The organism is Chromatocurvus halotolerans (assembly GCF_004340525.1).
Classification (GTDB): domain Bacteria; phylum Pseudomonadota; class Gammaproteobacteria; order Pseudomonadales; family Halieaceae; genus Chromatocurvus; species Chromatocurvus halotolerans.
In genome coordinates, this window is the sequence record NZ_SLWX01000006.1 from 131,847 (window position 1) to 155,876 (window position 24,030).

Genomic DNA, 24,030 nt, shown 5'->3' on the forward strand with positions numbered 1-24,030 from the left:
TCCTCAGGCGGCCGGGTTGATCAAAAGGTTGCCGATGGTGTCCACGCCTGCGGCGTAGCCCGGCAACACGACGGTGGTGGAGTCCATTTCCAGAACGATCGCGGGCCCCGGCACCGTGAGACCCGCATGCAGCTTTTCGCGACTGTAGATGTTGATGTCGTGCCACTCGCCGTCCACATAGAAGCGACTCTGGTGAATAATGCAGTCCGCCAGCGACGCCGAGGCATCACCGGCGGAGGCCGCTTCTATGGTGCGGGTGCGGGCCCTGGCAACCGCGCGGATCATCAGCACCTCGTGGCCATCGCCAAGCTTGAAGGTAAACAGCTGCTCGTGCTCGGCATCGAAGGCATCGGTCAACAGGCTCACGCCCCTGCCACGCAGCTCGTCTTCCGTGAAGTCGACCGTGATCTGAAAGGCCTGGCCGACGTAGCGCAGGTCGGCCTGGAAAGCCACCTCCTGATCCTCCGCAGCGATACCGTCTGCACGCAGGGAGGCCCCTGCCCGCTCCTGCAGCTCTTTCAGGTCTGCCATCAGTTTGTCGTCGGTCAGGTCGCCCGCCATCATCAGGTAGGTGCGAGAGGCCTCATCCTGCACCTGGGTGGTGGCGTCCCCGTAGGCACACAGCACACCGGGGCCCGGCGGCACGATCACCGGCCAGGCGCTGGTAAGAATCCCCAGCGCGTTGGCATGCAGTGGGCCGGCGCCGCCAAAGCCCACCAGGGCAAAGTCGCGCGGGTCATACCCCTGCTCCACCGACACCAGCCGCAAGGCACCGAACATGGATTCGTTGACGATGCGCACAATGCCCTCCGCGGCCTCCATGAGTCCGATGCCCATGGCGTCGGCCACCTTCTGCACGGCCTTGACCGACGCGTCGTAGTTGATCTCCATCTTGCCGCCAAGCTGGACATCGGAGGGCAGATAGCCCAGCACGACGTTGGCGTCGCAGACCGTGGGCTCTTCACCGCCCTTCATGTAACAGGCGGGACCGGGGACAGCGCCCGCCGACTCGGGGCCCACGCGCAGGGCTTTCGTCAGCTCCGGCACGAAGGCAATCGAGCCGCCGCCAGCGCCGACGGTGCGCACATCCACAGAGGGTGCACGCACGCGCACATCGCCGACATAGGTCTCACGACGCACCCGCGCCCTTGACTCCTGGATCAGCGCCACATCCGTAGACGTGCCGCCCATGTCGAAGGTCAGGATATTGTCGTAACCGGCGCGGCTGCAGAAATAGATGGCCCCGGCAACCCCGCCGGCGGGGCCCGACATCAGCAGATTCACCGGCGATTCCGAGGCGGCGCGCGCGGAGGCAAGACCGCCGTCGGAGCGCAGGATCGACAGGTGGGTATCGCCACCCATGCGCTCCTCCAGCGCGCGCTGCAGGTTGTCGACGTAGCGCGCTACCTGAGGTCTGACATAGGAATTCACAACCGTGGTCTCGGTGCGCTCGTACTCCTGCATCTCCGGCACCACGTCGCTGGAGATAGAAATCGGTGTGTCGGTAAAGATTTCACTGGCGATGGCGCGTGCCTGCTCTTCATGCTCGCGGTTGATATAGGCATTGATGAAACAGATCGTCAGCGCCTCGACCTCGCCCGTTGCGTGCAGCCTGCGCAGCTCCTCGCGCAGCCGGTCAGCATCCAGCGGCGTGACCACAGAGCCGTCCGCCGCCATGCGTTCGTGTGCGCCGATCGTCAGCTCCAGGGGCGCCAGCAGCGGACTCTTGATGTAGCTTACCCAGCCGGCAAGGCCACCGGGACAGTAGGAGCGCGCCACCTGCAGGGTGTCCTCGAAGCCGGCGGTCGTGACAAGCCCGACTTTTGCACCGCGACCGGTCAACACGGCATTGGTGGCAACCGTGGTGCCGTGCATGACGAGACGGATGTCAGTCGGATTGATGCCGGTTTCCTCACAGACGCGGGCTATGCCGTTGAGAACACCGATGGAGGAATCCTCCGGCGTAGACGGCACTTTTGCCGTATGGGTCTCGCCCGTCGCATCGTTCATCAACAGGAAATCCGTGAACGTGCCGCCGACGTCGACACCCAGTCTGTATGCCATGCGCTATGTCTCCTCGCTGTTATCGGTTACCGGTGTATCCTCTGCGGGCGCTGGCGGTGCTGCTCCCGACGCGCCCGGGTCCCTGCCTGCGTCTATGCCGCGTTGCGGCTCAACCAGTCATGCGCCCGGCCACCCTGGGCTGTGCCGATCAGTTCGCTGACCAGCTCGACCGAGCGGAGAAGCGCCGGCATGTCGACACCCGTGGCGAAGCCCATCTGCTCACACAGCATCACCACATCCTCTGTCGCCACGTTGCCCTTGGCGCCGGGGGCGAAGGGGCAGCCACCAAGACCACCCACTGAGCTGTCAAACTGACGCACCCCGCTTTCGATGGCGGCAAAGACGTTGGCAAGGCCCATGGCCCGGGTATCGTGAAAGTGACAGGCAAGCCGGCCGCTGCCATGAGCCACCACCAATGCATCCATGAGCCCGCGCACCGCCGCCGGATTGGCTGCGCCGATAGTGTCCGCAATAACAATCTCGTGTGCGCCCCACTCGGCCAGCTGCGCAGCCTGGGACAGGACCGTTTCCCGCGGCGTCGGCCCCTCGAAGGGGCACTCGAAGGCCACCGCGAGGTAGGCCTGAACCTTTACCCCCTCGGCCTTCCCGCGCGCGATGATTCCGCGCGCGACTTCCAGGGTCTGCTCAAGGCTCATGTTGATATTCTTGAGATTCATGGTCTCGGTTGCAGACACCACCACCGCCACGGTCCCGATCCCGGCGGCGCGGGCAAGCTCGTAGCCTTTCATGTTCGGAATGAGTGCACTGAGATGCACGCCATCGGGCTGCTTGAGTGCGGCGATTAGTTCGCCGGTACCCGCCATCTGCGGAACGGCCCTGGGTGAGACAAAGCTGCCGATTTCCAGGGACGTAAGACCTGCTTCCATGAGAGAGGTTGCCAGGCGCAGGCGCTCATCGAGGGTGAGGTGGCGGGACTGGCTCTGCAGGCCGTCGCGCAGGCCGACCTCGTTGATGCGAATCGTGTCGTCTGTCATGCGATTCTGCCCTCTTCTCGCAGCGCCCGAATCTGCGCATCACTATACCCCAGAATATTTGCCAGGACGCCGTCTGTGTGCTGGCCCAGCAGCGGCGCCGGACTGAAGGACTCCTCGTCCGTACGCGACAGCTTGATCGGATTGCCGGGACCGCGAGTGTGACTGCCGTTCGGATGATGCAGGTCCACAACCATATTGCGCGACAGCACCTGCTCATCCGCCAGAGCCTCGCCGAGCCGGTTGACCCTGGCGCAGGGAATGCGCTTTTCCTCCAGCCGGCGCAGCCAGTACTCAGAGGTGTTGGTTTTCAGCAGCTCATTGAGTTTGCCGTCGATAAAGTCCTTGTCAGCGAGGCGCCCGGGCTGTGTACGGTACTTCTCGTCGCGGAAGGGCGCGTAGTCCACGACTTCCAGCAGGTTGTCCCAGAAGCTGTCAAAGATGACCGCGATGATGATATGGCCGTCGGCAGTGCGGTAGCTGTTGTAGGGCACGTGCACGAAATGACTGTTGCCGATGGGCGTCGGCTCGTTTCCCGAGAGAAAATACATGGTGGCCATGTAGTTCAGCATGGAAATCTGGCAGTCCAGCATCGAGATGTCCACGTGCTGCCCCTTACCGCTGCGCTCACGCTCGTACAGGGCCGCCATCACGCCCATCGCACCGAACATGCCGCCTCCCAGGTCGCCGATGGGAATGCCCGCGCGGGTCGGGTGTTCGGCGTCGGTGCCGGTGATGGACATGCCACCGCCCAGCGCCTGAACCACCTGGTCAAAGGCAGGGCGCTGGAAACTCGGCCCCGCGGACCCGAAGCCGCTGATAGCGCAGGTAATGATTCGAGGGTTGATGTCGCAAAGGAAGGGATAGCTGATCTTGAGCTTGTCGGCGACGCCGGCGCTGAAGTTCTCTATCACGATATCGGCGGATCTCACCAGGTCATAGAAGACCTCAAGACCTTCCGCACTCTTCAGATCCAGGGCGACACTCTGCTTGTTGCGATTCAGCGTGATGTAGTAGGCACCCTGGCCGTCCAGAGAGTTGGCGGGGTCCGTGGCCAGCAGCTTGCGCGTGCCCTCGCCCTTGATCGGCTCGACCTTGATGGTCTCCGCGCCAAGGTCTGCGAGGATCATCGCACCGTAGGGCCCCGAGAGCATGTGGGTGAGATCCAGAACGCGCAATCCCGCCAATGGTTTCGCCATGAACACACCTTCCTGTCAGCACGGTACTTTACATACCGCTACCGCATTGCAGAATGCGTGCCACAACAACGCGACCGGAAAGCCCCCCAAAAAAACTTTTTAAATCGGTGGCTTACAGGAAATTTGGCGTTCAGTGACGGCAGCGACTCGAGAGGATCTTCGCGCTGCATTTCAAAGTGAATGCCCTTCTTTCACTTTGAAATGCAGCGCGAAGATCCCCGCTCCCGATCAGACCTCCCGCGACCCCTCAAATGCCGCCCGCTGCTCCGCCGTCGCCGGCGCCTGATAACGCGCCTTCCACTCCTCGTAGGGCATGCCGTAGATGCGCTCCCGGGCCTCGGCATCCTCCAGCGTCACGCCCTGCTCCTGTGCCGCCGCGCGGTACCACTTGGACAGGCAGTTACGGCAGAAACCGGCAAGATTCATCAGCTCGATATTCTGCACATCCTTGCGGCTGTCCAGGTGGTCCAGCAGCCGACGGAACACCGCGGCCTCGATATCGCGTTCGCGCTGTGCGTCGTCCTGGGTCATGTGTCATCTCCTGTCATGAAAACACCAGTCTGACGTTAGCGTTGCCGAGTCGCGCACGCAAGGTTTCGAGCAGGTCCTCGGTGGGCCTCACCTGCCAGGCCTTGCCGAAGATGAGAGGTGCACGGATGTCGCCGCTGCAGTACAGCAGCCTCACCGGACACGCCCCCGGGGTCGCGCCCAGGGCCTGTGCCAGAAAGTCACCGAAGGCATCATCCAGCGCGCTGTCGTGCACTTCCAGCGTCAGCTCCCTGGCAAGCCGCTCCCGTTCCTCGGCCAGGCTGCGTATGCCCGTGGCGCGCATCACCAGCGCACCGTTGTTGAAATCATCCTGGGCGATACGCCCCTCGGCCACGACGATCGCGTCCTTGACCAGTACCGACCGACACTCATTATAGGTTTCAGCGAACGCCGTGACCTCGATACGCGCGCTGCGATCATCCACCACCGCAATCGCCATGGTGCCCCGGGCGGTCTTCACCGTTCGCAGGGAAATGACGAGTCCCGCCAGCCGCTGGGTACCCTTGGCATCCGCGCGCATATCGGCGATGCGGACAGGTGCCATGCGCCGAACTTCCGTTTCGTATTCGTCTATCGGGTGCCCCGTGACATACAGGCCCAGGGTGTCCTTTTCACCGCTTAGGCGCTCGCGATCCGACCAGGGACGAACGTCCCGGAACCCCGCGTAGGGATCGCCGGCGGCGGCATCGGCCGTGACCACCGATTCGCCGAACAGGTCGAGCATGCCGGCGTCGCGGTTGGCGGCGTTCTGCTCGGCCGCGCGCAGCGCATCGTCGATGCTGGCCATCAGAATCCAGCGCGCTACCTCGAGTGAATCGAAGGCTCCGGCACGCACCAGCGCCTCGATGGCGCGCCGGTTCACCTTGCGCGGGTCAGTGCGCGCGCAGAAATCGAACAGGTCGGTGAAGTGACCGTCGCCCGCGCGGGCGGCCAGCAACAGCTCGATGGGCCCTTCACCCAGGCCCTTGATCGCCCCCAGACCATAGACGATCTCGTGCCGGGCATTCACGGTAAAGCGGTACTCGCCCTCGTTGACATCGGGCAGCTTGACCGTGAGCCCCATGCGCCGGGCCTCTTCGATCAGGACCACCACCTTGTCGGTGTTCTGCATTTCCGAACTCATGACCGCCGCCATGAATGCGGCGGGATAATGGGTTTTCAGCCAGGCGGTCTGGTAGGACACCAGCGCGTAGGCCGCCGAGTGCGACTTGTTGAAACCGTAGCCGGCGAACTTCTCCACCAGGTCGAAAATGCGCGTGGCGAGATCGGCATCGATACCGCGCCCCGCGGCGCCCTCGGCGAAGACCTCGCGCTGCTTGGCCATTTCCTCGGGCTTCTTCTTGCCCATGGCGCGGCGCAGCAGGTCGGCCTCGCCGAGGCTGTAGCCCGCCAGCTCCTGGGCGATCTGCATGACCTGCTCCTGGTACAGAATAATGCCGTAGGTGGGCTCGAGGATGGGCTTCAGGCAGTCGTGCTGATAACTGTGATCCGGGTAGGCAATGGCCTCGCGCCCGTGCTTTCGGTTGATAAAGTTATCCACCATGCCCGACTGCAGCGGGCCGGGACGGAACAGGGCGACCAGCGCAATGATGTCCTCGAAGGAGTCAGGCTTGAGCCGCGCGATAAGCTCCTTCATGCCGCGGGATTCCAGCTGGAACACGGCGGTGGTTTCCGCCTGCTTGAGCAGATCGAAAGTCGCGCTGTCGTCAAGCGGCAGCTGCTCGATATCCAGGGGCGTTTCACCCAGGCCGGCACGCTCGTCGTTGATGATTCGCACCGCCCAGTCGATGATGGTCAGCGTGCGCAGGCCGAGAAAGTCGAACTTCACCAGCCCGGCGTCCTCGACATCGCCCTTGTCATACTGCGTGACCAGCCCGCTGCCACTCTCGTCACAGAACAGGGGGGAGAAGTCGGTAATCCGCGCCGGGGCAATCACCACGCCACCGGCATGCTTGCCGACGTTGCGGGTCAGGCCCTCGAGCTGCTCCGCCATGTCCCAGATTTCCTGCGCCTGCGGGTCCTCGGCAAGAAACTCCCGCAGCGTCTCTTCCTGCTCCAGCGCCTTGCCGAGGGTCATCCCCACCTCGAAGGGAATCATCTTGGACAGTCGGTCGGCGAGTCCGTAGGGCTTGCCCTGAACCCGCGCCACGTCGCGAACCACGGCCTTGGCGGCCATGGTGCCAAAAGTGATAATCTGGGAAACCGCCTCGCGACCATACTTGTCTGCCACGTAATCGATCACCCGGTCGCGTCGCTCCATGCAGAAGTCGACATCGAAGTCGGGCATTGAGACACGCTCCGGATTCAGGAAGCGCTCAAAAAGCAGGTCGTACTGCAGGGGGTCGAGGTCCGTGATCTCGAGCGCATACGCCACCAGTGAACCCGCCCCGGAGCCGCGGCCCGGACCCACCGGAATGCCGTTCTGCTTGGCCCAGCGGATAAAGTCCATGACGATCAGAAAGTAGCCGGGAAAACCCATCTGGATGATGGTGTCCAGCTCGAAATCCAGGCGCTGCCGGTACGCAGACACCGCATCGGGATCGGTATCGCGCCCCAGTTTTGCCAGCCGCGCTTCCAGCCCCTCGTGGGACAGGCGTCGAAAATAGGCCTCCATGCCCAGCTCCCGCGGCACCGGATAATCCGGCAGGCAGGGCTGACCGAGCGTGAGGGCAAAGTTGCAGCGCATGGCAATGCAGACGGAGTTCTCAATGGCCTCGGGCAGGTCGGCGAACAGCTCGACCATCTCCTGCGGCGTGCGCAGGTATTGCTGCGCCGAGTAGCGCCGCGCCCGACGCGGGTCGTCCAGCGTGCGGCTCTCACCGATACAGACCCGCGCCTCGTGGGCCTCGAACTCATCGCTTGTCAGAAAGCGCACATCGTTGGTAGCAACGACCGGACAGGCCGTTGCGGCAGCCAGCGCAACGGCAGCGTGCAGGTGGTCTTCATCCCCTTCGCGGCCAGTCCGCTGCACTTCCAGATAGAAGCGATCAGGAAAGCAGCGCATCCAGTAGCGCAGACGCTCCGACGCCTGTTCTCCACGCCCCACCAGCAGCGCGCGACCGATATCGCCCCGGGCACCCCCCGACAGCGCAATCAGTCCCTCACTGTGCTGGCTCACCCACTCCCGCATCACCCGCGGCATGCCGAGGTGCTGCCCTTCGGTGTAGGCGACCGATATCAGACGCGTCAGGTTGCGGTAGCCCGTCTCGCTCGCGACCAGCAGGACGAGAGGGAAGGCATCCTCCGCATCGTGGCTGTCGACAACCGCGAGTTCGGCGCCGAAAATGGGTTTGATGCCCGCAGCATAGGCCGCCTTGCTGAACTTGACCAGGCCATAGAAATTGCACAGGTCGGTGACCGCAACGGCCCCCATGCCCAGCTCGGCGGTGCGCCGCATGAGTGGCTTGATGCGCACCAGTCCGTCAACCAGTGAATATTCGGTGTGCAGGCGGAGATGAACAAATTCGGTCATGCGGGCAATCTACTCCTTGCGCGCCGACACTGTCTCGCCAGCCGCGATAATTCGTCTCACCGGCGCAAAGCTGCGCCGGTGCACCACCGTCGGTCCGAGCCGGACCAGGGCCTCAAGATGCGCCGCGGTGGGGTAACCCTTGTGCTGTGCAAACCCGTAACCGGGAAAACGCTGCTCCAGCGCGACCAGCTCGGCATCGCGCTGAACCTTGGCCAGGATAGACGCCGCGGCAATCGCTGCACAGCGACTGTCGCCCTTGATAACAGCTTGCGCGCGATAAGGCCACTGCGGCAGACGATTGCCGTCCACCAGAACCAGGTCGGGCACAATCGCCAGCGCCGCGACGGCCCGATGCATGGCCTGAAGACTCGCCTGCAGTATGTTGATCGTGTCTATTTCCGCGACGCTGGCACGGCCCAGCGCCCAGCCCAGCGACTGCTCGCGAATCTGATCGGCCAGCTGTTCGCGGCGTCGCTGGCTCAGGGTCTTGGAATCCGCCAGTCCGGGAATCGGCCTCCCTGGATCGAGAATCACCGCCGCCGCCACCACATCACCCGCAAGAGGCCCGCGGCCGACCTCATCGACGCCAGCGAGATACCGGGCCGATATCGCATCGGCGCTGAACCCTGCTGCCCGCAGATCATCCACGCTGCAGTAGACGCTCCTGAACCGCCTGAGTAAACGCCAACCCAAAATCCACCGCCAGTGAGGCCCGTATCTTCGCAAAGGCGGCCCGCTGCGCCTGCCCGCCACCCGGCGCAAACAGCGGCAGCAGCCCGGCGGTTAGGGCATCGGTGGTCATGGCTCCCTGGATGCACTCGGGCACCACCGCCCTGCCGCTCAGGATGTTCGGCAGAGCGGCATAAGGCGTGCGCACGAGACGCGACACGAGAGCCCAGGACAGCGGCTGCATGCGGTATCCCACAACCATGGGCGCGTCAAGCAGCGCGGCTTCCAGCGTAGCCGTGCCGGAGGCGACCAGCAGCGCATCGGCAACCGACATCACGTCGCGGGAGCGCCCTTCCAGAAGGCTGACCGGCAAGGTCTCTGCATCGGGCAGCAGGGCCGAGATCTGCGCCAGACGCTCAGCATCAGACGCGGCGACAAGCACCTTCAGCATCGGCAGATCCCGACCAAGGCGCTGCGCGGCCTGCACAAAGGCCGGTCCGATGTGGGTGACTTCCGATGCCCGACTGCCGGGCAGCAATCCCAGAACCGGCGTTCCCTCAGGGATGCCCAGCTCCAGGCGCAGTGCACTGCGGCGCATGCCGTCGGCCGGCGTCAGTGACTGCGCCAGCGGGTGTCCCACGCAGCGGGCCGCCACGCCGGCCCGCTGATAAAGAGGCACTTCGAACGGGAACAGGCAGAGCATAAGGTCAACGGCCTTGGAAATCCGGTGTATCCGGCCGGCACGCCAGGCCCAGATCGAAGGACTGACAAGGTGCGCCGTAGCGATACCCTCGCGCCGCAGACGCCGTGCGAGGCCCAGATTGAAGTCCGGGGCATCAATGCCAAGGAAAAAGTCCGGCGGCTGTCGGTAGAAGTGATGAAACAGGTCACGTCGAATCCGCAGCAGCTCCGGCAATCGCAGCAGGGGGTCCACAAATCCCATCACCGACAGCCGTTCCATGGGAAACAGCGACTGCATGCCCTCTGCCTGCATCAGCGGCCCGCCGATACCCGTGACCTCGATCTCGCCGAACCGATCGCGCAGCGCCGCGATACTGCGGGCCCCCAGGATATCGCCCGACGCCTCGCCGGCCACCATGGCGACGCGCAGGAGAGGGCTGGACACTAGCGGGCCTCGCGGTAGGTGCGGTGCTGCTTCCCCGCGTGGCCCACTAGCGCACGATACCCCGCTCCGATGCGCGCAGGGAGTCAATGAGGACCTGAACCTCGGCGCTACCGGCAAACACGCCCTCAAGGCGTTGAATCGCGATATCCAGCGTCAGCCCCTGCCGATACAGAATCTTGAAGGCCCGGCGAAGGTCGTTAATGGCTTCGCTCGAAAAGCCGCGTCGGCGCAGCCCTTCCGTATTGATGGTCTTGGCCTCTGCGGGGGAACCGCTGACGGTGATGTAGGCGGGCACGTCCTTGCCGATAGCCGTCTGCATGCCGCTGAAGCTGTGCGCGCCGATCTTGCAGAACTGATGTACCAGCGTATGGCCACTGAGCACCGCCCAGTCACCCACATGCACATGGCCGGCGAGCGCCGCGTTATTGACCAGAATGGTGTGGTTGCCAATCACGCTGTCGTGACCCACATGCACATAGGCCATGAACAGGTTGTCATCGCCGATCCGTGTCTCGCCGTGGTCCTGTATGGTACCGCGATGAATGGTCACCCCCTCGCGAACCGTGTTGCGATCACCCATGATCAGCCACGTGGGTTCGTTGCGATACTTCAGATCCGGCGTCGCCTCACCGACAGAGGAGAACTGATAGATATGGTTGTCGCGACCAATGCGCGTCGGGCCGCGGATCACGACATGCGGTTCGATAACGCTGCCTGCGCCGATCTCGACGTGGGGACCGATCACGCTCCAGGGGCCAACGCTGACGTCTTCCGCCAGGCATGCCTCGGGGTCGATGATGGCCGAAGGGTGAATCATCCCTTGCGATCGGCACACAGAATCGTGGCGGAGGCGCAAAGAATACCGTCTACCTCGGCACGCACGGCAAACTTCCAGATACCCCGCCGATCGCCCAGGATGCGCGCGTGGAGGATGACCTGGTCACCCGGAACGCAGGGCCGCTTGAAGCGCAGGTCGTCCGCGCCGACGAAGTAGTAAATGGAACCGTCTGCCGGGGTCTTGTCCTGCGATTTGAAACCGAGGATTCCCGCCGCCTGGGCCATCGCCTCAAGCATCAGTACCCCGGGAAAAACCGGCTTGTCAGGGAAATGCCCCTGAAAGAACTCCTCGTTCACGCTCAGGTTCTTCAGCGCGACGATGGACTCTCCCGGGACCAGTTCCAGAACGCGGTCGACCAGTAGAAAGGGATAGCGGTGGGGCAGATGCTCGCGTATTCCGGCGATATCCATCATGTTATTCACTCCTTGTCAGTGGTTGCCGAAACAGCGTTTTCCAGCGCCGCCAGTCTACGCTCGAGTGTATCAAGCTGAGTAAAGCGAACGGCGTTACGCGCCCACTCCCGGGTGGGAGCGAGTGTTGTGCCAGACGAATACGTTCCCGGCGCATGAATGGAACGCGTTACCCTCGCCTGCCCCGTAAGATGCACATTGTCACAGATATCGAGATGCCCGGAGACACCCACCGCGCCGGCGAGGGTGCAATTCTCGCCGATGGTGGTGCTGCCGGCTATGCCCACACAACCGGCGATCGCGGTATTCTTGCCGACCCGGCAGTTGTGCGCAATCTGCACCTGGTTGTCGATAATCACGCCGTCATCGATTACCGTGTCATCCAGCGCACCGCGATCAATCGTCGAACAGGCCCCCACCTCCACGCGATGACCCAGCTGCACCCCGCCAAGCTGCGCAATCTTCTCCCAGCCACCGGGACCCGGCGCATAGCCGAACCCGTCAGCTCCGATAACCGCCCCTGCATGAATGCGACAGTCATCGCCTATCCTGACGCCGTGGTATAGCACCACATTGGGATAAAGGTGTGTGCGGGTGCCGATTCGGGTGTTGGCGCCAATGAACACGCCAGCGTCGATCACGACCTCATCGGCAATGACAACCCCCGATTCGATGACAACACCCGGACCGATCGCAACCGACGCCCCCAGATGCACGCCGGCGGCGATGATGGCCGTGGGATGCACCCGGTAATCCGGGGTTAACTGACGATCAAACAACCTCGACGCCCTGGCGTAGGCCAGGTAGGGATCTGCCGTGAGCAGGCACGCGACCGGGCAGTCCCGTCGCCATTCCGGCTTCAGTATGACGGCTGCCGCGGCGGTCGACCCGAGTGCCGCGAGCCGCTGGCGGGAGGTGATAAACGTCAGATCCTGATCCGTCGCCGATGCCAGCGATGCCAGGCCGGCAATCGGCGCAGCAGGGTCGCCCACCAGCTCCAGATCCAGGCGCGCGGCAACCTCGCCCAGCGTGAGCACGAATGTCAGTTGGACGTGGCCTGGTTCAGGCGATCCGTTACCTTGGCCGTGATGCTGTAGCCGGGATCAGCGTGGATGACCGCCTGGCGCTGCAGTAGCAGACCAATCCCTTCTGACTGAATGAGGTCGCGAAGGATTTCCTGCACCTCACCGGACATCTGGCGCAATATGGCCTGGCCGGCCTGTTGCTCGGCCTGCTGCAGTTTGCCGGTCACGTGCTCAAGGTCGGCCTGCTTGCTGGCGAGACGCTTGCGCGCTGACATCTGCTGCTCCTGGCTCATGACAGCTGCGTCTTTCTGGAATTCAGCAACGAGCGATTCGAGTTCGTCCTGGATACGATCGAACTCCTGCTTGTCTTCGCTGTAGTCGGGCTGGGAGCGCACCTGCTCCAGGGCTTTCTGCGCCGCATCGGACTGCAGAATCGCTTCCTGCAGGTCAACAACGGCTATTTTGCCCTGGGCCCAGCCGATAGCGGGCAGCGACAGCGCAACTGCGGCAATTAACAACGTCAATGATTTATGCACAATATTCTCCTTTTGATTGGCTTTAAACTCAGAACCCGCGACCGAGGGTAAACTGAAACACCTCTTCACGGTCGATATCCGACGCGTTTAGCGGCTTGGCAATGGCGAACGTCATCGGCCCGAACCCGGAAATCCAGGTCACGCCAATACCCGCCGAGTAGCGCAACTCCGACGCGTCGATATCAAAACAGTTCAGCTGATCGCGGCGACATGTCGTGTCAAAGACATTACCGGCATCGAGGAAGAAAGCCGTTCGCAAACGTCTCTGGTCCTTGATGAACGGCAGCGGGAACAGCAACTCGGCGGACGCCTCGATCTTGGTATTGCCACCGAATGGCGGCGGGCGACGCCGGTTCTGGATGGTCTGGAAATCCAGCAGGCCCGTGGCCGGGTTCAGCACATAGCCGAACTGACGCCCATCCGGCCCACCCACTTCCAGTGGGTTGCCGTCCTCGCCCACCGCCGTCACCGGCTGCGTCACGTCATAGATGGATGGCGGTGAGCTGCGCGGACCCAGGGTATTGATTTCATAGCCCCGCACGGAGCCAAAGCCGCCGCCGAAAAAGTGCTGGTAGAACGGCAGCTCTGTGGTATCGCCATAGCCATCGCCGAAGCCCAGCTGTGTCCGGAAGTGCATGACCCAGCGGTTGGTAATGGGGAAATAGATTTCCCCCCGATAGTTGGCCTTGTAGAACTCAAGGTCCGAACCCGGCATGGAGACTTCCAGCGAGAGTGACTGCGCTGAACCCCGTGTCGCCAGCTGACCACGGTTCAGCGTCGAGGATGACCAGCTCGAGGTGATCGTCCAGTTCAGGAACTCACTGCCGTTCTCATCAAGGAAGCCGGGCTCCGAGGGTATCGTCAGCGCCCCCTCCGGCAATTCGGAAATCGGACGGATGACCTCCGGACCGGCGTAAAGACCGCTGTCGAGCCGGGTACTTTCATAGAAGGTATCGACACCTTCAAGCAGGCGTGGGCTTGCGCGGATTTCCTGCACGGCAAAGCGGCCAGCGGTGATCTTGGTGTTGGAGAGCCCGAACTGGAATCCCAGCCGCTGGGTCTCGGACAATGGATAGCCGAAATTGAGCGAACCGCCAACGGTATCGGTGGTGTAGCTGGCCACGTTGACCTCGGCGAGGTCGGTAGAGCGGAAAAAGACATTGAAGCCACGACTGACCCCATCTTCGGTGTAGTAGGGGTTGGTGTAGCTGAAGTTGTAGACGTCCTGGAAGCGCGAGGAATTCAGACCGATGCCGACCTGCTTGCCTGAGCCCAGGAAGTTGTTCTGCTGCAGATTCACGCCGACGATGAGGCCCGCCGCCTGGGCGAAACCGAGGCTGGCGCCAATGCTACCGGAAGACATCTCCTCCACTTCGAACTCGACATCAATCAGGTCGTCGTGACCGGGCACTTCCGTGGTCTCGACTTTTGCCTCGCTGAAATACCCCAGGCGCTGCAGCCGGATCCGGGATTGCTCGATGGCCGAGGCAGACGCTGGAGCACTCTCCATCTGTCGCATCTCCCGACGCATGACGGCATCCTCGGTGCGCCTGTTGCCGGTGAAGCTGATACGTCGGACATAGGTACGCTTGCCGGGATCGACAAAAAACTTCAGGTCGACCGTGTCCTCGTCCTCATTGACTTCGGGTATACCGGTCACCTTGGCAAAATTGTAGCCCTCGTTGCCCAGACGCCGCGTGATGTACTCCTCGGAGGACGTCACCAGTTGCTGGGAGAAGGTCTGCCCTTCCCCGACAAAGACAAAGCGCATCAGATCCTGCTCGGGCAGCACAAGGTCACCGGAAAGGCCGACTGACCCCACGGTGAACTTGTTGCCCTCGGTGACGTTGGCGGTGATGAACACCTCGTCCTTCGCCGGCGATACGGAGACCTGGGTGGAATCGATGGAAAATTGCAGGTAGCCGCGGTCCATGTAGTAGGACGTCAATGTCTCGAGATCGCCTGACAGCTTTTCCCGGGCGTACTTGTCGTCGTTGCGAAAAAACGACAGCAGGTTGGTTGTCTTGAGCTCAAAGGTGTCGAGCAGCTCCTCATCCTCGAACACATCGTTGCCGACGATGTTGATGTGCTTGATGGAGGCAACAGTGCCCTCATCGACGTCGATATTGACAGACACCCGGTTACGCGGCTCCGGCAGGACCTCGGTGTCGATATTGGCATCATAGCGGCCTTGCTGGACATACTGACGCTGCAGTTCGAGCTGCATGCCTTCCAGGGTTGAGCGCTGGAACACCTGACCGACCGCCAGACCCGCCCCCTTGAGGCCCTCCAGCAGCGCTTCGGTTTCAATGGCCTTGTTACCGTCTATGTTAATGGCGCTGATACTGGGTCGCTCGACCACGACGATCACCAGCACGTCACCGTCACGTCCAATGCGAATGTCATCGAAGTTGCCGGTGTAGAACAGCTGCCGCGCGGTTTCCCGGATGCTGTAGTCATCCGCGACATCACCCACGGCGATCGGCATTGCGGAAAACACGCTGCCGGCAGAAATCCGCTGCAGGCCTTCGACACGTATGTCCGACACGATAAAGCTCTGCGCCGACACCAGCGGCGACAGCAGCAGCAGTACCAGCAGGCAGGCACGGCATTTCAATGTAATTGTCGTCAAAATATCAGTGACCGGCTTTACTGCGGTCAGCGTGGCGCTGCCGCAGTTGCCAGTGTTATCCCCCTAGAGCCGTGAGAAATCGTTGTATAACGCGAACGCCATGAGACTCAGCACCAGGAAAAGCCCCACCTGGTAGCCCACCATCTGCACACGCTCCGGAACAGGACGTCCGGCGATCAGCTCCACCGTGTAATACAGCAGGTGGCCGCCGTCCAGCACCGGAATGGGCAATAGATTCAGCACCCCGAGGCTGACGCTGAGCAATGCAAGAAAACCCACGTAGGACTCAAGACCGGACTGGGCCGAAGCGGACGCCACTTTAGCAATGGTGATGGGACCGCTCAAGTTTTTTGGCGAGATAAGCCCCTGCAGCATCTTCTTGATGGAGGTCAGCGTGAAGCCGATCATCTCACCGGTGCGGTTGACGCCCGCCGCCAGTGACTCGAGCGGCCCCCGCTCGAAGGTTCGCAGCATGCTCTCGGGCATCTCGGGCAGCACCACCGCCATACCGACCCGCCCGAAAGCCTCACCGCTGTCATCGGTGATGCGCTCGGGAACCAGGGTTGTCGACTGGCGTACGCCATCACGCTCATAACCCACCCTAATGGACTCGCCAGGGCGCTGGCGCACGTAATCCACCCAGCTTTCCCAGTCTGGCATGGGGTTGCCATCCGCGCTGACCACAAGGTCGCCGGGGCTCAGTCCAGCCCGCGCGGCGGCGCCGCCGTCAACAATTTCGCTGACCTTCGGCGGAACCTCCGGCACGTAAAGACGCAGACCCAGCGCCCGATAGAGATCCGGTTCGTCGGCGCCGGCCAGCCAGTTATCGAGCATCGCCTGCGAGTCATACAGCATGTCGGACCCGGGATACCTGACGGTAAATGAAATGGGCCCGGAATCGCCGAGACGATCGAGCAGGCGGAAACTCAGTGCCTGCCGGGTGGGCGTCTCGCGCCCGTCCACCGCCACGATCTCCTGGCCCGGCTCAAGCCCTGCCAGGTCGGCAATGGAGGCATTTTCCACCTGCCCCACCACAGGGGCATAGCCGCTCTCGCCGGCCATGAACAGGCCCCAGTACACCGCAATGGCAAGCAGGAAATTGGCCAGGGGACCCGCCGCGACGATGGCAATCCGCGCCAGCACAGGCTTGCGGTTGAACGCCAGATGCTGCTCCTGCGGCGATACCTCGCCCTCGCGCTCATCCAGCATCTTGACATAACCGCCTAGCGGTATTGCCGCGATCACGTACTCCGTACCGTGACGGTCATGCCATCGGGTGAGCGCTCGACCGAATCCGATAGAGAAGCGCAGGACCTTGACACCGCAGCGGCGGGCAACCCAGAAGTGGCCATACTCGTGTATGGCCACGAGTATTCCCAGCGTGCCGAGCATGACAAAAATGGTATAGAGCAGGTCCATCAGCGATCCTGTGACAGGGGCGCCCGCGCCACGGTGCGGCGGGTGCCCGGATTGGCGAGCAATGCCCGGGCCGTGTCGCGAGCCAGTGCGTCGGCGTTTTCGACAATGGACAGCGTGGTAGGTTCCACCTGCGGCACCTGCTCGAGCGTCGCCTCGATCAGGCGGGGAATCTCGGTAAAGCCAAGCTGTCCCTCCAGGAAACCGGCGACAGCTATCTCGTTTGCCGCATTGCAGGAGACCATGGCGGTGCCCCCCGCGGCAATCGCTTCGCGGGCAATACGCAGACAGGGAAACCGCCCCTCGTCCGGCGCCTCGAAATCGAGCCTTGCCGTGGCAATCATGTCCAGCGGCGACACTCCGGCCATGATGCGCTCAGGCCAGGCGAGGCCGAAGGCAATGGGCGTGCGCATATCCGGATTGCCAAGCTGTGCCAGCACCGATCCATCCTGATACTGGACCATGGAATGAATGATGCTCTGCGGATGAACCACGATATCCACCTGCTCCGGCGTCACGTCAAACAGCCAGCAGGCCTCGGCGAGCTCCAGCCCCTTGTTCATCAGGCTGGCAGAATCCACAGAGATCTTGCGGCCCATTGCCCAGTTCGGATGGGCGCAGGCCTGGTCTGGACTGGCGTCACTTATCGCCGACTCGGACCAGCTGCGGAACGGGCCGCCGGAGGCGGTAAGCAGAATGCGTTCGACGCCCTGCAGGCCGGGCCGCCCATCGGCCGCAACCGGCAGACATTGAAAGATGGCGTTGTGTTCGCTGTCGATCGGCATCAGCAGCGCATTGGCTTCGCGCACCGCTGACATGAACAGGGCGCCGGCCATCACCAGGGCCTCCTTGTTGGCCAGCAGGACGCGCTTGCCCGCCTGCGCCGCCGCCAGCGTTGGCGGCAGCCCCGCGGCACCGACGATCGCCGCCATCACGGCATCCACTTCGGCAGCCTCGGCGACCTGTCGCAGCCCGGCATCGCCATGCAGTACGCGGGTGACGCCAGCGTCCCGCAGACGGCGTTCCAGCGCCGCGGCCGCATCGGCGTCCGCCATGACGGCAAAGCGTGGCTGGAAACGACAGCACTGTTCGTATAGCGCGTCAACGGACGTGCTGGCAGTCAGGGCATAGGCGCTGAACCTGTCCGGATGTCTCGCGATCACATCCAGCGTGCTGACGCCTATGGAGCCGGTGGAACCGAGTATCGTGATCTGCTGTCGTTTCGAAGACATCTCAATATCCTGCCAGCAACAACGCCAGCGCAAAGGTCGGAGCGGCGCCACAGAGACTGTCAAGCCTGTCCAGAAGACCGCCATGCCCCGGCAGCAGGGAGCTGCTGTCTTTCACGCCACTCTCCCGCTTCACCATGCTCACCGTGAGGTCGCCCAGCACCGAGGTCAGCGCCGTCGCCAGACCCACCGCGATGGCGGCCCCCACGCCGATATGATCAAACTGTGTCGGCAGGATGGACCAGATGGCAAGCGTGACCAGCACCACACAGATCATGCCACCCCAGAAACCTTCCCAGGTCTTGGCCGGGCTGACAGCCGGCGCCAGTTTGTGACGACCAAAGCGTTTGCCGGCAAAGTACGCGCCAATATCCGCGGTTGCAACCAGCAGCACCAGCGTTGCCATCAGCACGCCACCGCGCTGGAAACTCAGCAGATAAACCGCAGCCATCCAGGCGGGCAGCAGCACCATCAGCCCCATGACAACCCGCATCAGGCGGCTGCTCCAGAGCACCGCACTGCCGGGAAACGAGCGCACCCAGAGCAGTGCGAAGCACCACCAGAGACAGGCGACACCAAGCAATGGCTGCACCTCTGCCCGGCGCGGGCTGTCACCCAGCGACAGATTGAGATAGAGCGCCCCGCAGCCCAGCACGACCAGCGCGACATAGGCGGTTCGCGCCAGCGCGTGCTGCAGCCCTGCTAGCGGCGCCCACTCCCAGGCGCCGAGGGCAACCACGACAACGAAAGTCAGGGCCAGCGTCGGTATGGACAGAAACAGCACGCCGCCCAGGAAGGCCATGGCCATGGCGATTGCCGTGAAGACACGCTGCCTAAGCATCAAGGTCACCGCCGGCGACCAGTCCATCAGGTTGACGTCTGCCGAAGCGACGTTCACGACGCGCGTAATCGGACAGCGCCCGCGCAAACTCCAGCTCGCCAAAGTCGGGCCAGAGTGTCGGCGTGAAATACAGTTCACTATAGGCGACGTGCCAAAGCAGGAAATTGCTGATGCGCGCATCCCCGCCCGTGCGGATACACAGGTCGGGAGGCGGGAGATCCCCGAGACTGGTCGCGCGACCGAAGGACTCGACCGTAATGTCACCGGGCGCCAGTCGACCGGCAACGACATCCTGCGCCATGCGCCGCGCGGTGTCTGCCATATCCCATTGCCCACCGTAGTCGACTGCGATAACCACCGTTGCCGCCGTATTGTGCTGGGTGCTGCGTTCTGCGTGCTCCATGAGTCGCTGCAGGCGCTCACTGAAGCGATAGCGCTCACCAACGAACCGGAGTCGTACCTCGTCTCGCTGCAGCTGCTTGACTTCCGTACGGAGATAGCGCGACAGCAGCGCCAGCAGCGCCCGGACCTCCGGTCTGGGTCGCCCCCAGTTTTCACTGGAGAACGCAAACAGGGTGAGTATTTCCACGCCCTGATCGCGACACGCGCGCATGACATTGCGTACCGCCTCTACACCGGCGCGATGCCCCGCAGAACCAGGCAGACCCTGGCGCTTCGCCCAGCGGTTGTTGCCGTCCATGATGATGGCAACATGCCGGGGAATCGCCGGAGCGGATTTGGGTTTACCGGACATAAGCCGCCGGTTCAGATTTCCATGAGGTCTGATTCTTTCTCAGCCAGAAGCGCATCCACCTTGCCGATATAGGTGTCGGTGAGTTTCTGCACGGCATCCTGACCACGGCGCTCGTCATCCTCGCTGATATCCTTTTCCTTGAGCAACTCCTTGAGCAGGTTCATCGCGTCGCGCCTTGCGTTGCGGATTGACACCCGCGCCGCCTCGGCTTCTGACCGCGCCTGCTTGATATAGCCTTTGCGGGTCTCCTGGGTGAGCATGGGCATGGGAATACGGACGACTTCACCTGCCGTTGCCGGATTCAGCCCGAGATCGGACTTCATGATGGCGCGCTCGACATCCGGAATCATCGACCGGTCCCATACCGTCAGCGACAGGGTCCTGGCATCCTCGACATTGACATTGGCGACCTGGCTGAGCGGCGTCTCGGCGCCGTAATAGGACACCTTGATACCGTCCAGCAGGCTCGGGTGTGCCCGTCCGGTCCGGATCTTGTTGAAATTGTGCCCCAGTGCCTCGAGGCTTTTCTTCATCCTCTCGTCGGCATCGCTCTTGATATCCTTGATCACGCTTGCTGCTCCCTCTGGACTGTTCGCGCCTGTTACTCTATCAGCGTACCATCGTTGCCGCCGCGCACGATATTCAATAACGCGCCGGCCTTGTTCATCCCGAAAACCCGTACCGGCATACTGTGATCGCGGCACAGGCAGATCGCCGTGAGGTCCATCACCTCCAGCTTCTTGTCGAGGACTTCGTCGTAGGTCAGGCGCTGGTATTTTTCGGCATCCGGCTGCTTCAGCGGGTCGGCCGAGTAGATACCGTCGACCTTGGTGGCCTTGAGCACGACCTCGGCCTCTATTTCAATCCCCCGCAGGCAGGCCGAGGAATCCGTGGTGAACAGCGGATTACCGGTGCCCGCGCAGAAAATGACCACGTCGCCGTTGGACAGCGCCCGAATCGCCTTGCGCCGGTCATAGTGATCCACCACGCCGCTCATCGGGATGGATGAGAGCACCTGCGTGGCGATGTTCGAACGCTCCAGCGCATCGCGCAGCGCGAGGGCATTCATGACGGTTGCCAGCATGCCCATATGATCGCCCGTAACCCGGTCGAGGCCCGCTGCCTGCAGCGCGGCACCCCGAAACAGGTTGCCGCCGCCAACCACCAGACCGACCTGTACACCGATACCCACGAGCTGGCCGATTTCCAGTGCCAGCCGGTCGAGAATCTTCGGGTCGATACCAAACTTCTCGCTACCCGTCAGGGCCTCACCGCTCAGCTTGAGCAGAATACGCTTGTACTTTTTTTCTCCCGCGCCCTGAACCATACAACCCTATCGCCTCCGGAAAAATGCGTATGTTACAGGACAATCGGGCACCGCCCTAGCGCCTGGGCGCAGGCAATGTGTGCCGGACCGTGCTTTTCGGGCGAAAAAAAACGGGGCCACAGCCCCGCTCCTCTCGTATGCCGCGAATCAGCCCTTGAGCTGGGCCGCCACCTCGGCAGCAAAGTCCACGCTCTCACGCTCGATGCCCTCACCCACTTCAAAGCGGCAGAAGGACACCACACCCGCACCAGCCGCGGCGACCAGCTTGCCGACGCTGGTATCGGGATCCTTGACGAAAGGCTGGTCGACCAGACTGTTCTCGGCGAGAAACTTCTGAATTCGCCCACCGATCATCTTCTCGATGATTTCCTTCGGCTTGCCCGACTCCATGGCCTGCGCCGTGTAGATCTCCTTCTCCTTGGCAATCACCTCTTCCGGCATGTCATCGGGAGAGACAACTTGCGGACTCACCGCCGCCACGTGCATGGCAACGTCCCTGGCCAGGTCCTGGTCGCCGGCCTTGAGCTCAACCAGCACCGCGATACGATTGTTGCCGTGCACGTAGGAACCCACGACGCCGTTGTCAGCGGTCATGAGCGCCGCCCGTCGCACCGTGATGTTCTCGCCGATTTTCTGCACCAGCGCCTCGCGCGCCTGCTCCAGCTCGCCGGCCATGAGTTTTTCAATGTCCGTCTCGCGCTGCGAGAACGCCGCCTCGAGAACACTGTTGACGAAGCCAAGGAACCCCTCGTCGCGGGCGACGAAGTCGGTCTCGCTGTTGACTTCCAGCAGCATGCCGTAACTGCCATCCTCTGCGACGCGCGCCGCAACCACCCCGTCAGCGGCGGTACGACCTGCCTTCTTTGCGGCCTTCATGCCGCTGGACTTGCGCAATTCCTCGATCGCCTTGTCGACATCGCCATCGGCCGCCGCAAGTGCCTTTTTGCACTCCAGCAGTCCCAGCCCAGTGCGCTCGCGCAACTCTTTAACCAATGCTGCAGACATGGATTACCTCCTGACATGCCCACCTCGGCGGGCAAATAATGAAACATCGCGCACCAGGCTCATGGCGCGCGATAGTGTGTGGGGTGCAGCAGCCGCCCTCAGGCGTCTGCGGGCGTCTCCGCAGAAGCCGCTTCCTCAACGAACTCGTCGCCAGCGGATGGCGGTTGCTCGCCGCTCTCGGTGCGACCTGCTATGCAGGCATCCGCCACGGTGGTCACGTAAAGCCGGACCGCGCGAATGGCGTCGTCATTGCCGGGTATAACGTAATCCACGCCATCGGGATCGCTGTTCGTATCGACGATGCCGATAACCGGGATACCCAGCTTGTTGGCCTCGGTGATGGCGATGCGCTCGTGATCGACGTCGACCACGAACAGGGCATCGGGCAGACCGCCCATATCCTTGATACCACCGATGCTGCGCTCAAGCTTGTCCATCTCCCGGGTGCGCATGAGCGCTTCCTTCTTGGTCAGCTTGGCAAGAGTGCCATCGGCCTGCTGGGCCTCAAGGTCGCGAAGACGCTTGATGGATGCGCGAATGGTCTTGTAGTTGGTCAACATGCCGCCGAGCCAGCGGTGGCTGACAAAGGGCATACCGGCGCGCTCGGCCTGCTCCTTGATGATCTTGCCCGCGGCGCGCTTGGTACCCACGAACAAGATCTTGTTCTTGCCGCCGGCCATGCGCTTGATGAGCTGCAGCGCTTCATTGAACGCCGGCACCGTGTGCTCGAGGTTGATGATGTGGATCTTGTTGCGGGCACCAAAGATGTACTGGTCCATCTTGGGGTTCCAGTAGCGGGTCTGGTGACCGAAGTGCGCACCGGCCTGCAGCAGGTCGCGCATGCTTATCTGTGACATAATCATTACCTTGTATGGGTTAGTCCTCCGCACTGCCCCCGATCCAAACCCGTGTCGCGGCGAGCCTTTGTGGCAATCGCCGGCACCGGCACCCTGAAGCGGGTTGTGGCGTGCGTGTGTCGTTTACCCGGGGCAGCAGCCCCGAGCGGGGCGCTTTATACCACAAGTCAACGCCGATAAGAAGCGTCGACGGCCGTCGACAGCGCCCGAGACTACAGATTGCACCACCGCTTGCGTTACACTGTGGCGCTGATCCCGCAGGCCGGCCCGTCAGCGCGCCTGCAGACACAGTTTCCCTACCCATAAGGTCTGCCATGCCCGTCATTGCAAAATCCGCCGAGGAACTCGACAAGATGCGCGTCGCAGGCGCACTGGCGGCAGAAGTCCTTGAAATGATCAGGCCGCAGGTGCAACCGGGCATCACCACGGGAGAGCTCGACCAGATCTGCCACAGGCACATCACAGAGGTACAGCAGGCAATCCCCGCCCCGCTCAACTACCACGGATTCCCGCGCTCCATCTGCACGTCTGTCAACGACGTCATCTGCCACGGCATTCCCAGCGACACGCGCAAACTGAAAGAAGGCGACATCATCAACATTGACGTCACCGTCATCAAGGATGGCTATCACGGCGACACCAGCATCATGGTCGGTGTCGGCGATACGCCGCCTCACGCGGAGCGCCTGATGCGCATCACGCAGGAATGCCTTTACCGGGCCATCGAGATCGTGCGTCCGGGGACAACGCTTGGAGACATCGGCCATATCATCCAGCAACACGCCGAGTCGAACTACTACTCAGTGGTTCGCGAATACTGCGGCCATGGCATCGGCAAGGTGTTTCACGAGGAGCCGCAGGTGCTGCACTACGGACGCAAGGGCACCGGCATGGCCCTCGAACCGGGCATGACATTCACCATAGAACCCATGATCAACGCCGGCAGGCGTCACACCAAACTCAACAAGAAGGATGGCTGGACAGTGTCCACCCGGGACGGCCGCCTCTCGGCCCAGTGGGAACACACGCTTGCCGTGACCGACGCCGGCGTCGAAGTCCTGACGCGCCGTAGTGACGAGCCGTTCTGAG

At 62.6% G+C, this 24,030-nt stretch carries 21 protein-coding genes; 1 reads left to right on the forward strand and 20 read right to left on the reverse strand.

What is annotated here, in order from left to right; translation table 11 throughout:
- Positions 1–3 precede the first annotated feature (3 nt).
- The 20 genes from EV688_RS08975 to rpsB all read right to left on the reverse strand — a co-directional run bounded on the left by EV688_RS08975 (position 4) and on the right by rpsB (position 22,941).
- Positions 4–2,064: a hydantoinase/oxoprolinase family protein gene (locus EV688_RS08975; protein ID WP_117315939.1), complete on the reverse strand. Its 2,061-nt coding sequence runs from the start codon at positions 2,062–2,064 to the stop codon at positions 4–6.
- Positions 2,065–2,156: 92 nt separating this feature from the next.
- Positions 2,157–3,059, reverse strand: a complete 903-nt coding sequence (locus EV688_RS08980; RefSeq protein ID WP_117315937.1) for a hydroxymethylglutaryl-CoA lyase — start codon at positions 3,057–3,059, stop codon at positions 2,157–2,159.
- Positions 3,056–4,255, reverse strand: coding sequence for a CaiB/BaiF CoA transferase family protein (locus tag EV688_RS08985; protein ID WP_117315935.1), 1,200 nt, complete (start codon positions 4,253–4,255; stop codon positions 3,056–3,058). Before EV688_RS08985 ends, EV688_RS08980 begins: the two co-directional genes overlap by 4 nt.
- A gap of 228 nt (positions 4,256–4,483) precedes the next feature.
- Positions 4,484–4,786 (reverse strand): DUF1244 domain-containing protein, encoded by a 303-nt coding sequence (locus tag EV688_RS08990; protein ID WP_117315933.1) that lies wholly within the window; start codon positions 4,784–4,786, stop codon positions 4,484–4,486.
- A gap of 13 nt (positions 4,787–4,799) precedes the next feature.
- Positions 4,800–8,276, reverse strand: coding sequence for a DNA polymerase III subunit alpha (gene dnaE / locus EV688_RS08995; protein ID WP_117315931.1), 3,477 nt, complete (start codon positions 8,274–8,276; stop codon positions 4,800–4,802).
- A gap of 9 nt (positions 8,277–8,285) precedes the next feature.
- A complete protein-coding gene (gene rnhB / locus EV688_RS09000) occupies positions 8,286–8,924 on the reverse strand; it encodes a ribonuclease HII (RefSeq protein WP_240624271.1) in 639 nt (212 codons plus the stop codon).
- The gene (gene lpxB, locus EV688_RS09005) at positions 8,917–10,071 is read right to left on the reverse strand and encodes a lipid-A-disaccharide synthase (RefSeq protein WP_117315929.1); all 1,155 of its coding nucleotides are present in this window, start codon (positions 10,069–10,071) and stop codon (positions 8,917–8,919) included. Before lpxB ends, rnhB begins: the two co-directional genes overlap by 8 nt.
- Before the next feature lie 46 nt (positions 10,072–10,117).
- Positions 10,118–10,888, reverse strand: coding sequence for an acyl-ACP--UDP-N-acetylglucosamine O-acyltransferase (lpxA, locus tag EV688_RS09010; RefSeq protein ID WP_117315927.1), 771 nt, complete (start codon positions 10,886–10,888; stop codon positions 10,118–10,120).
- Complete coding sequence (gene fabZ, locus EV688_RS09015; protein WP_117315925.1) at positions 10,885–11,322, reverse strand: 3-hydroxyacyl-ACP dehydratase FabZ; 438 nt, start codon at positions 11,320–11,322, stop codon at positions 10,885–10,887. Before fabZ ends, lpxA begins: the two co-directional genes overlap by 4 nt.
- A 5-nt stretch (positions 11,323–11,327) precedes the next feature.
- Positions 11,328–12,356, reverse strand: a complete 1,029-nt coding sequence (gene lpxD, locus EV688_RS09020; protein ID WP_117315923.1) for a UDP-3-O-(3-hydroxymyristoyl)glucosamine N-acyltransferase — start codon at positions 12,354–12,356, stop codon at positions 11,328–11,330.
- A gap of 5 nt (positions 12,357–12,361) precedes the next feature.
- A complete protein-coding gene (locus EV688_RS09025; RefSeq protein WP_205686544.1) occupies positions 12,362–12,880 on the reverse strand; it encodes an OmpH/Skp family outer membrane protein in 519 nt (172 codons plus the stop codon).
- A gap of 28 nt (positions 12,881–12,908) precedes the next feature.
- A complete protein-coding gene (gene bamA, locus EV688_RS09030; RefSeq protein ID WP_240624278.1) occupies positions 12,909–15,503 on the reverse strand; it encodes an outer membrane protein assembly factor BamA in 2,595 nt (864 codons plus the stop codon).
- A gap of 72 nt (positions 15,504–15,575) precedes the next feature.
- On the reverse strand, positions 15,576–16,931 hold the full coding sequence (rseP, locus tag EV688_RS09035; RefSeq protein WP_117315919.1) for an RIP metalloprotease RseP: 1,356 nt from the start codon (positions 16,929–16,931) through the stop codon (positions 15,576–15,578).
- Positions 16,931–18,160, reverse strand: a complete 1,230-nt coding sequence (gene ispC / locus EV688_RS09040) for a 1-deoxy-D-xylulose-5-phosphate reductoisomerase (protein ID WP_117315917.1) — start codon at positions 18,158–18,160, stop codon at positions 16,931–16,933. Before ispC ends, rseP begins: the two co-directional genes overlap by 1 nt.
- A gap of 1 nt (position 18,161) precedes the next feature.
- The gene (locus EV688_RS09045; protein ID WP_117316129.1) at positions 18,162–18,998 is read right to left on the reverse strand and encodes a phosphatidate cytidylyltransferase; all 837 of its coding nucleotides are present in this window, start codon (positions 18,996–18,998) and stop codon (positions 18,162–18,164) included.
- Positions 18,991–19,752: a polyprenyl diphosphate synthase gene (gene uppS, locus EV688_RS09050; RefSeq protein WP_117315915.1), complete on the reverse strand. Its 762-nt coding sequence runs from the start codon at positions 19,750–19,752 to the stop codon at positions 18,991–18,993. The genes EV688_RS09045 and uppS overlap by 8 nt, the downstream gene beginning before the upstream one ends.
- Positions 19,753–19,763: 11 nt before the next feature.
- The gene (gene frr, locus EV688_RS09055; RefSeq protein ID WP_117315913.1) at positions 19,764–20,321 is read right to left on the reverse strand and encodes a ribosome recycling factor; all 558 of its coding nucleotides are present in this window, start codon (positions 20,319–20,321) and stop codon (positions 19,764–19,766) included.
- A gap of 32 nt (positions 20,322–20,353) precedes the next feature.
- Complete coding sequence (gene pyrH, locus EV688_RS09060) at positions 20,354–21,079, reverse strand: UMP kinase (RefSeq protein ID WP_117315911.1); 726 nt, start codon at positions 21,077–21,079, stop codon at positions 20,354–20,356.
- 147 nt (positions 21,080–21,226) lie between these two features.
- Positions 21,227–22,084 (reverse strand): translation elongation factor Ts, encoded by an 858-nt coding sequence (gene tsf, locus EV688_RS09065; RefSeq protein WP_117315909.1) that lies wholly within the window; start codon positions 22,082–22,084, stop codon positions 21,227–21,229.
- A gap of 98 nt (positions 22,085–22,182) precedes the next feature.
- On the reverse strand, positions 22,183–22,941 hold the full coding sequence (rpsB, locus tag EV688_RS09070; protein WP_117316127.1) for a 30S ribosomal protein S2: 759 nt from the start codon (positions 22,939–22,941) through the stop codon (positions 22,183–22,185).
- 314 nt (positions 22,942–23,255) lie between these two features.
- Here rpsB and map point away from each other — a divergent pair, with 314 nt between their 5' ends.
- Positions 23,256–24,029, forward strand: coding sequence for a type I methionyl aminopeptidase (map, locus tag EV688_RS09075; RefSeq protein WP_117315906.1), 774 nt, complete (start codon positions 23,256–23,258; stop codon positions 24,027–24,029).
- Position 24,030 lies beyond the last annotated feature (1 nt).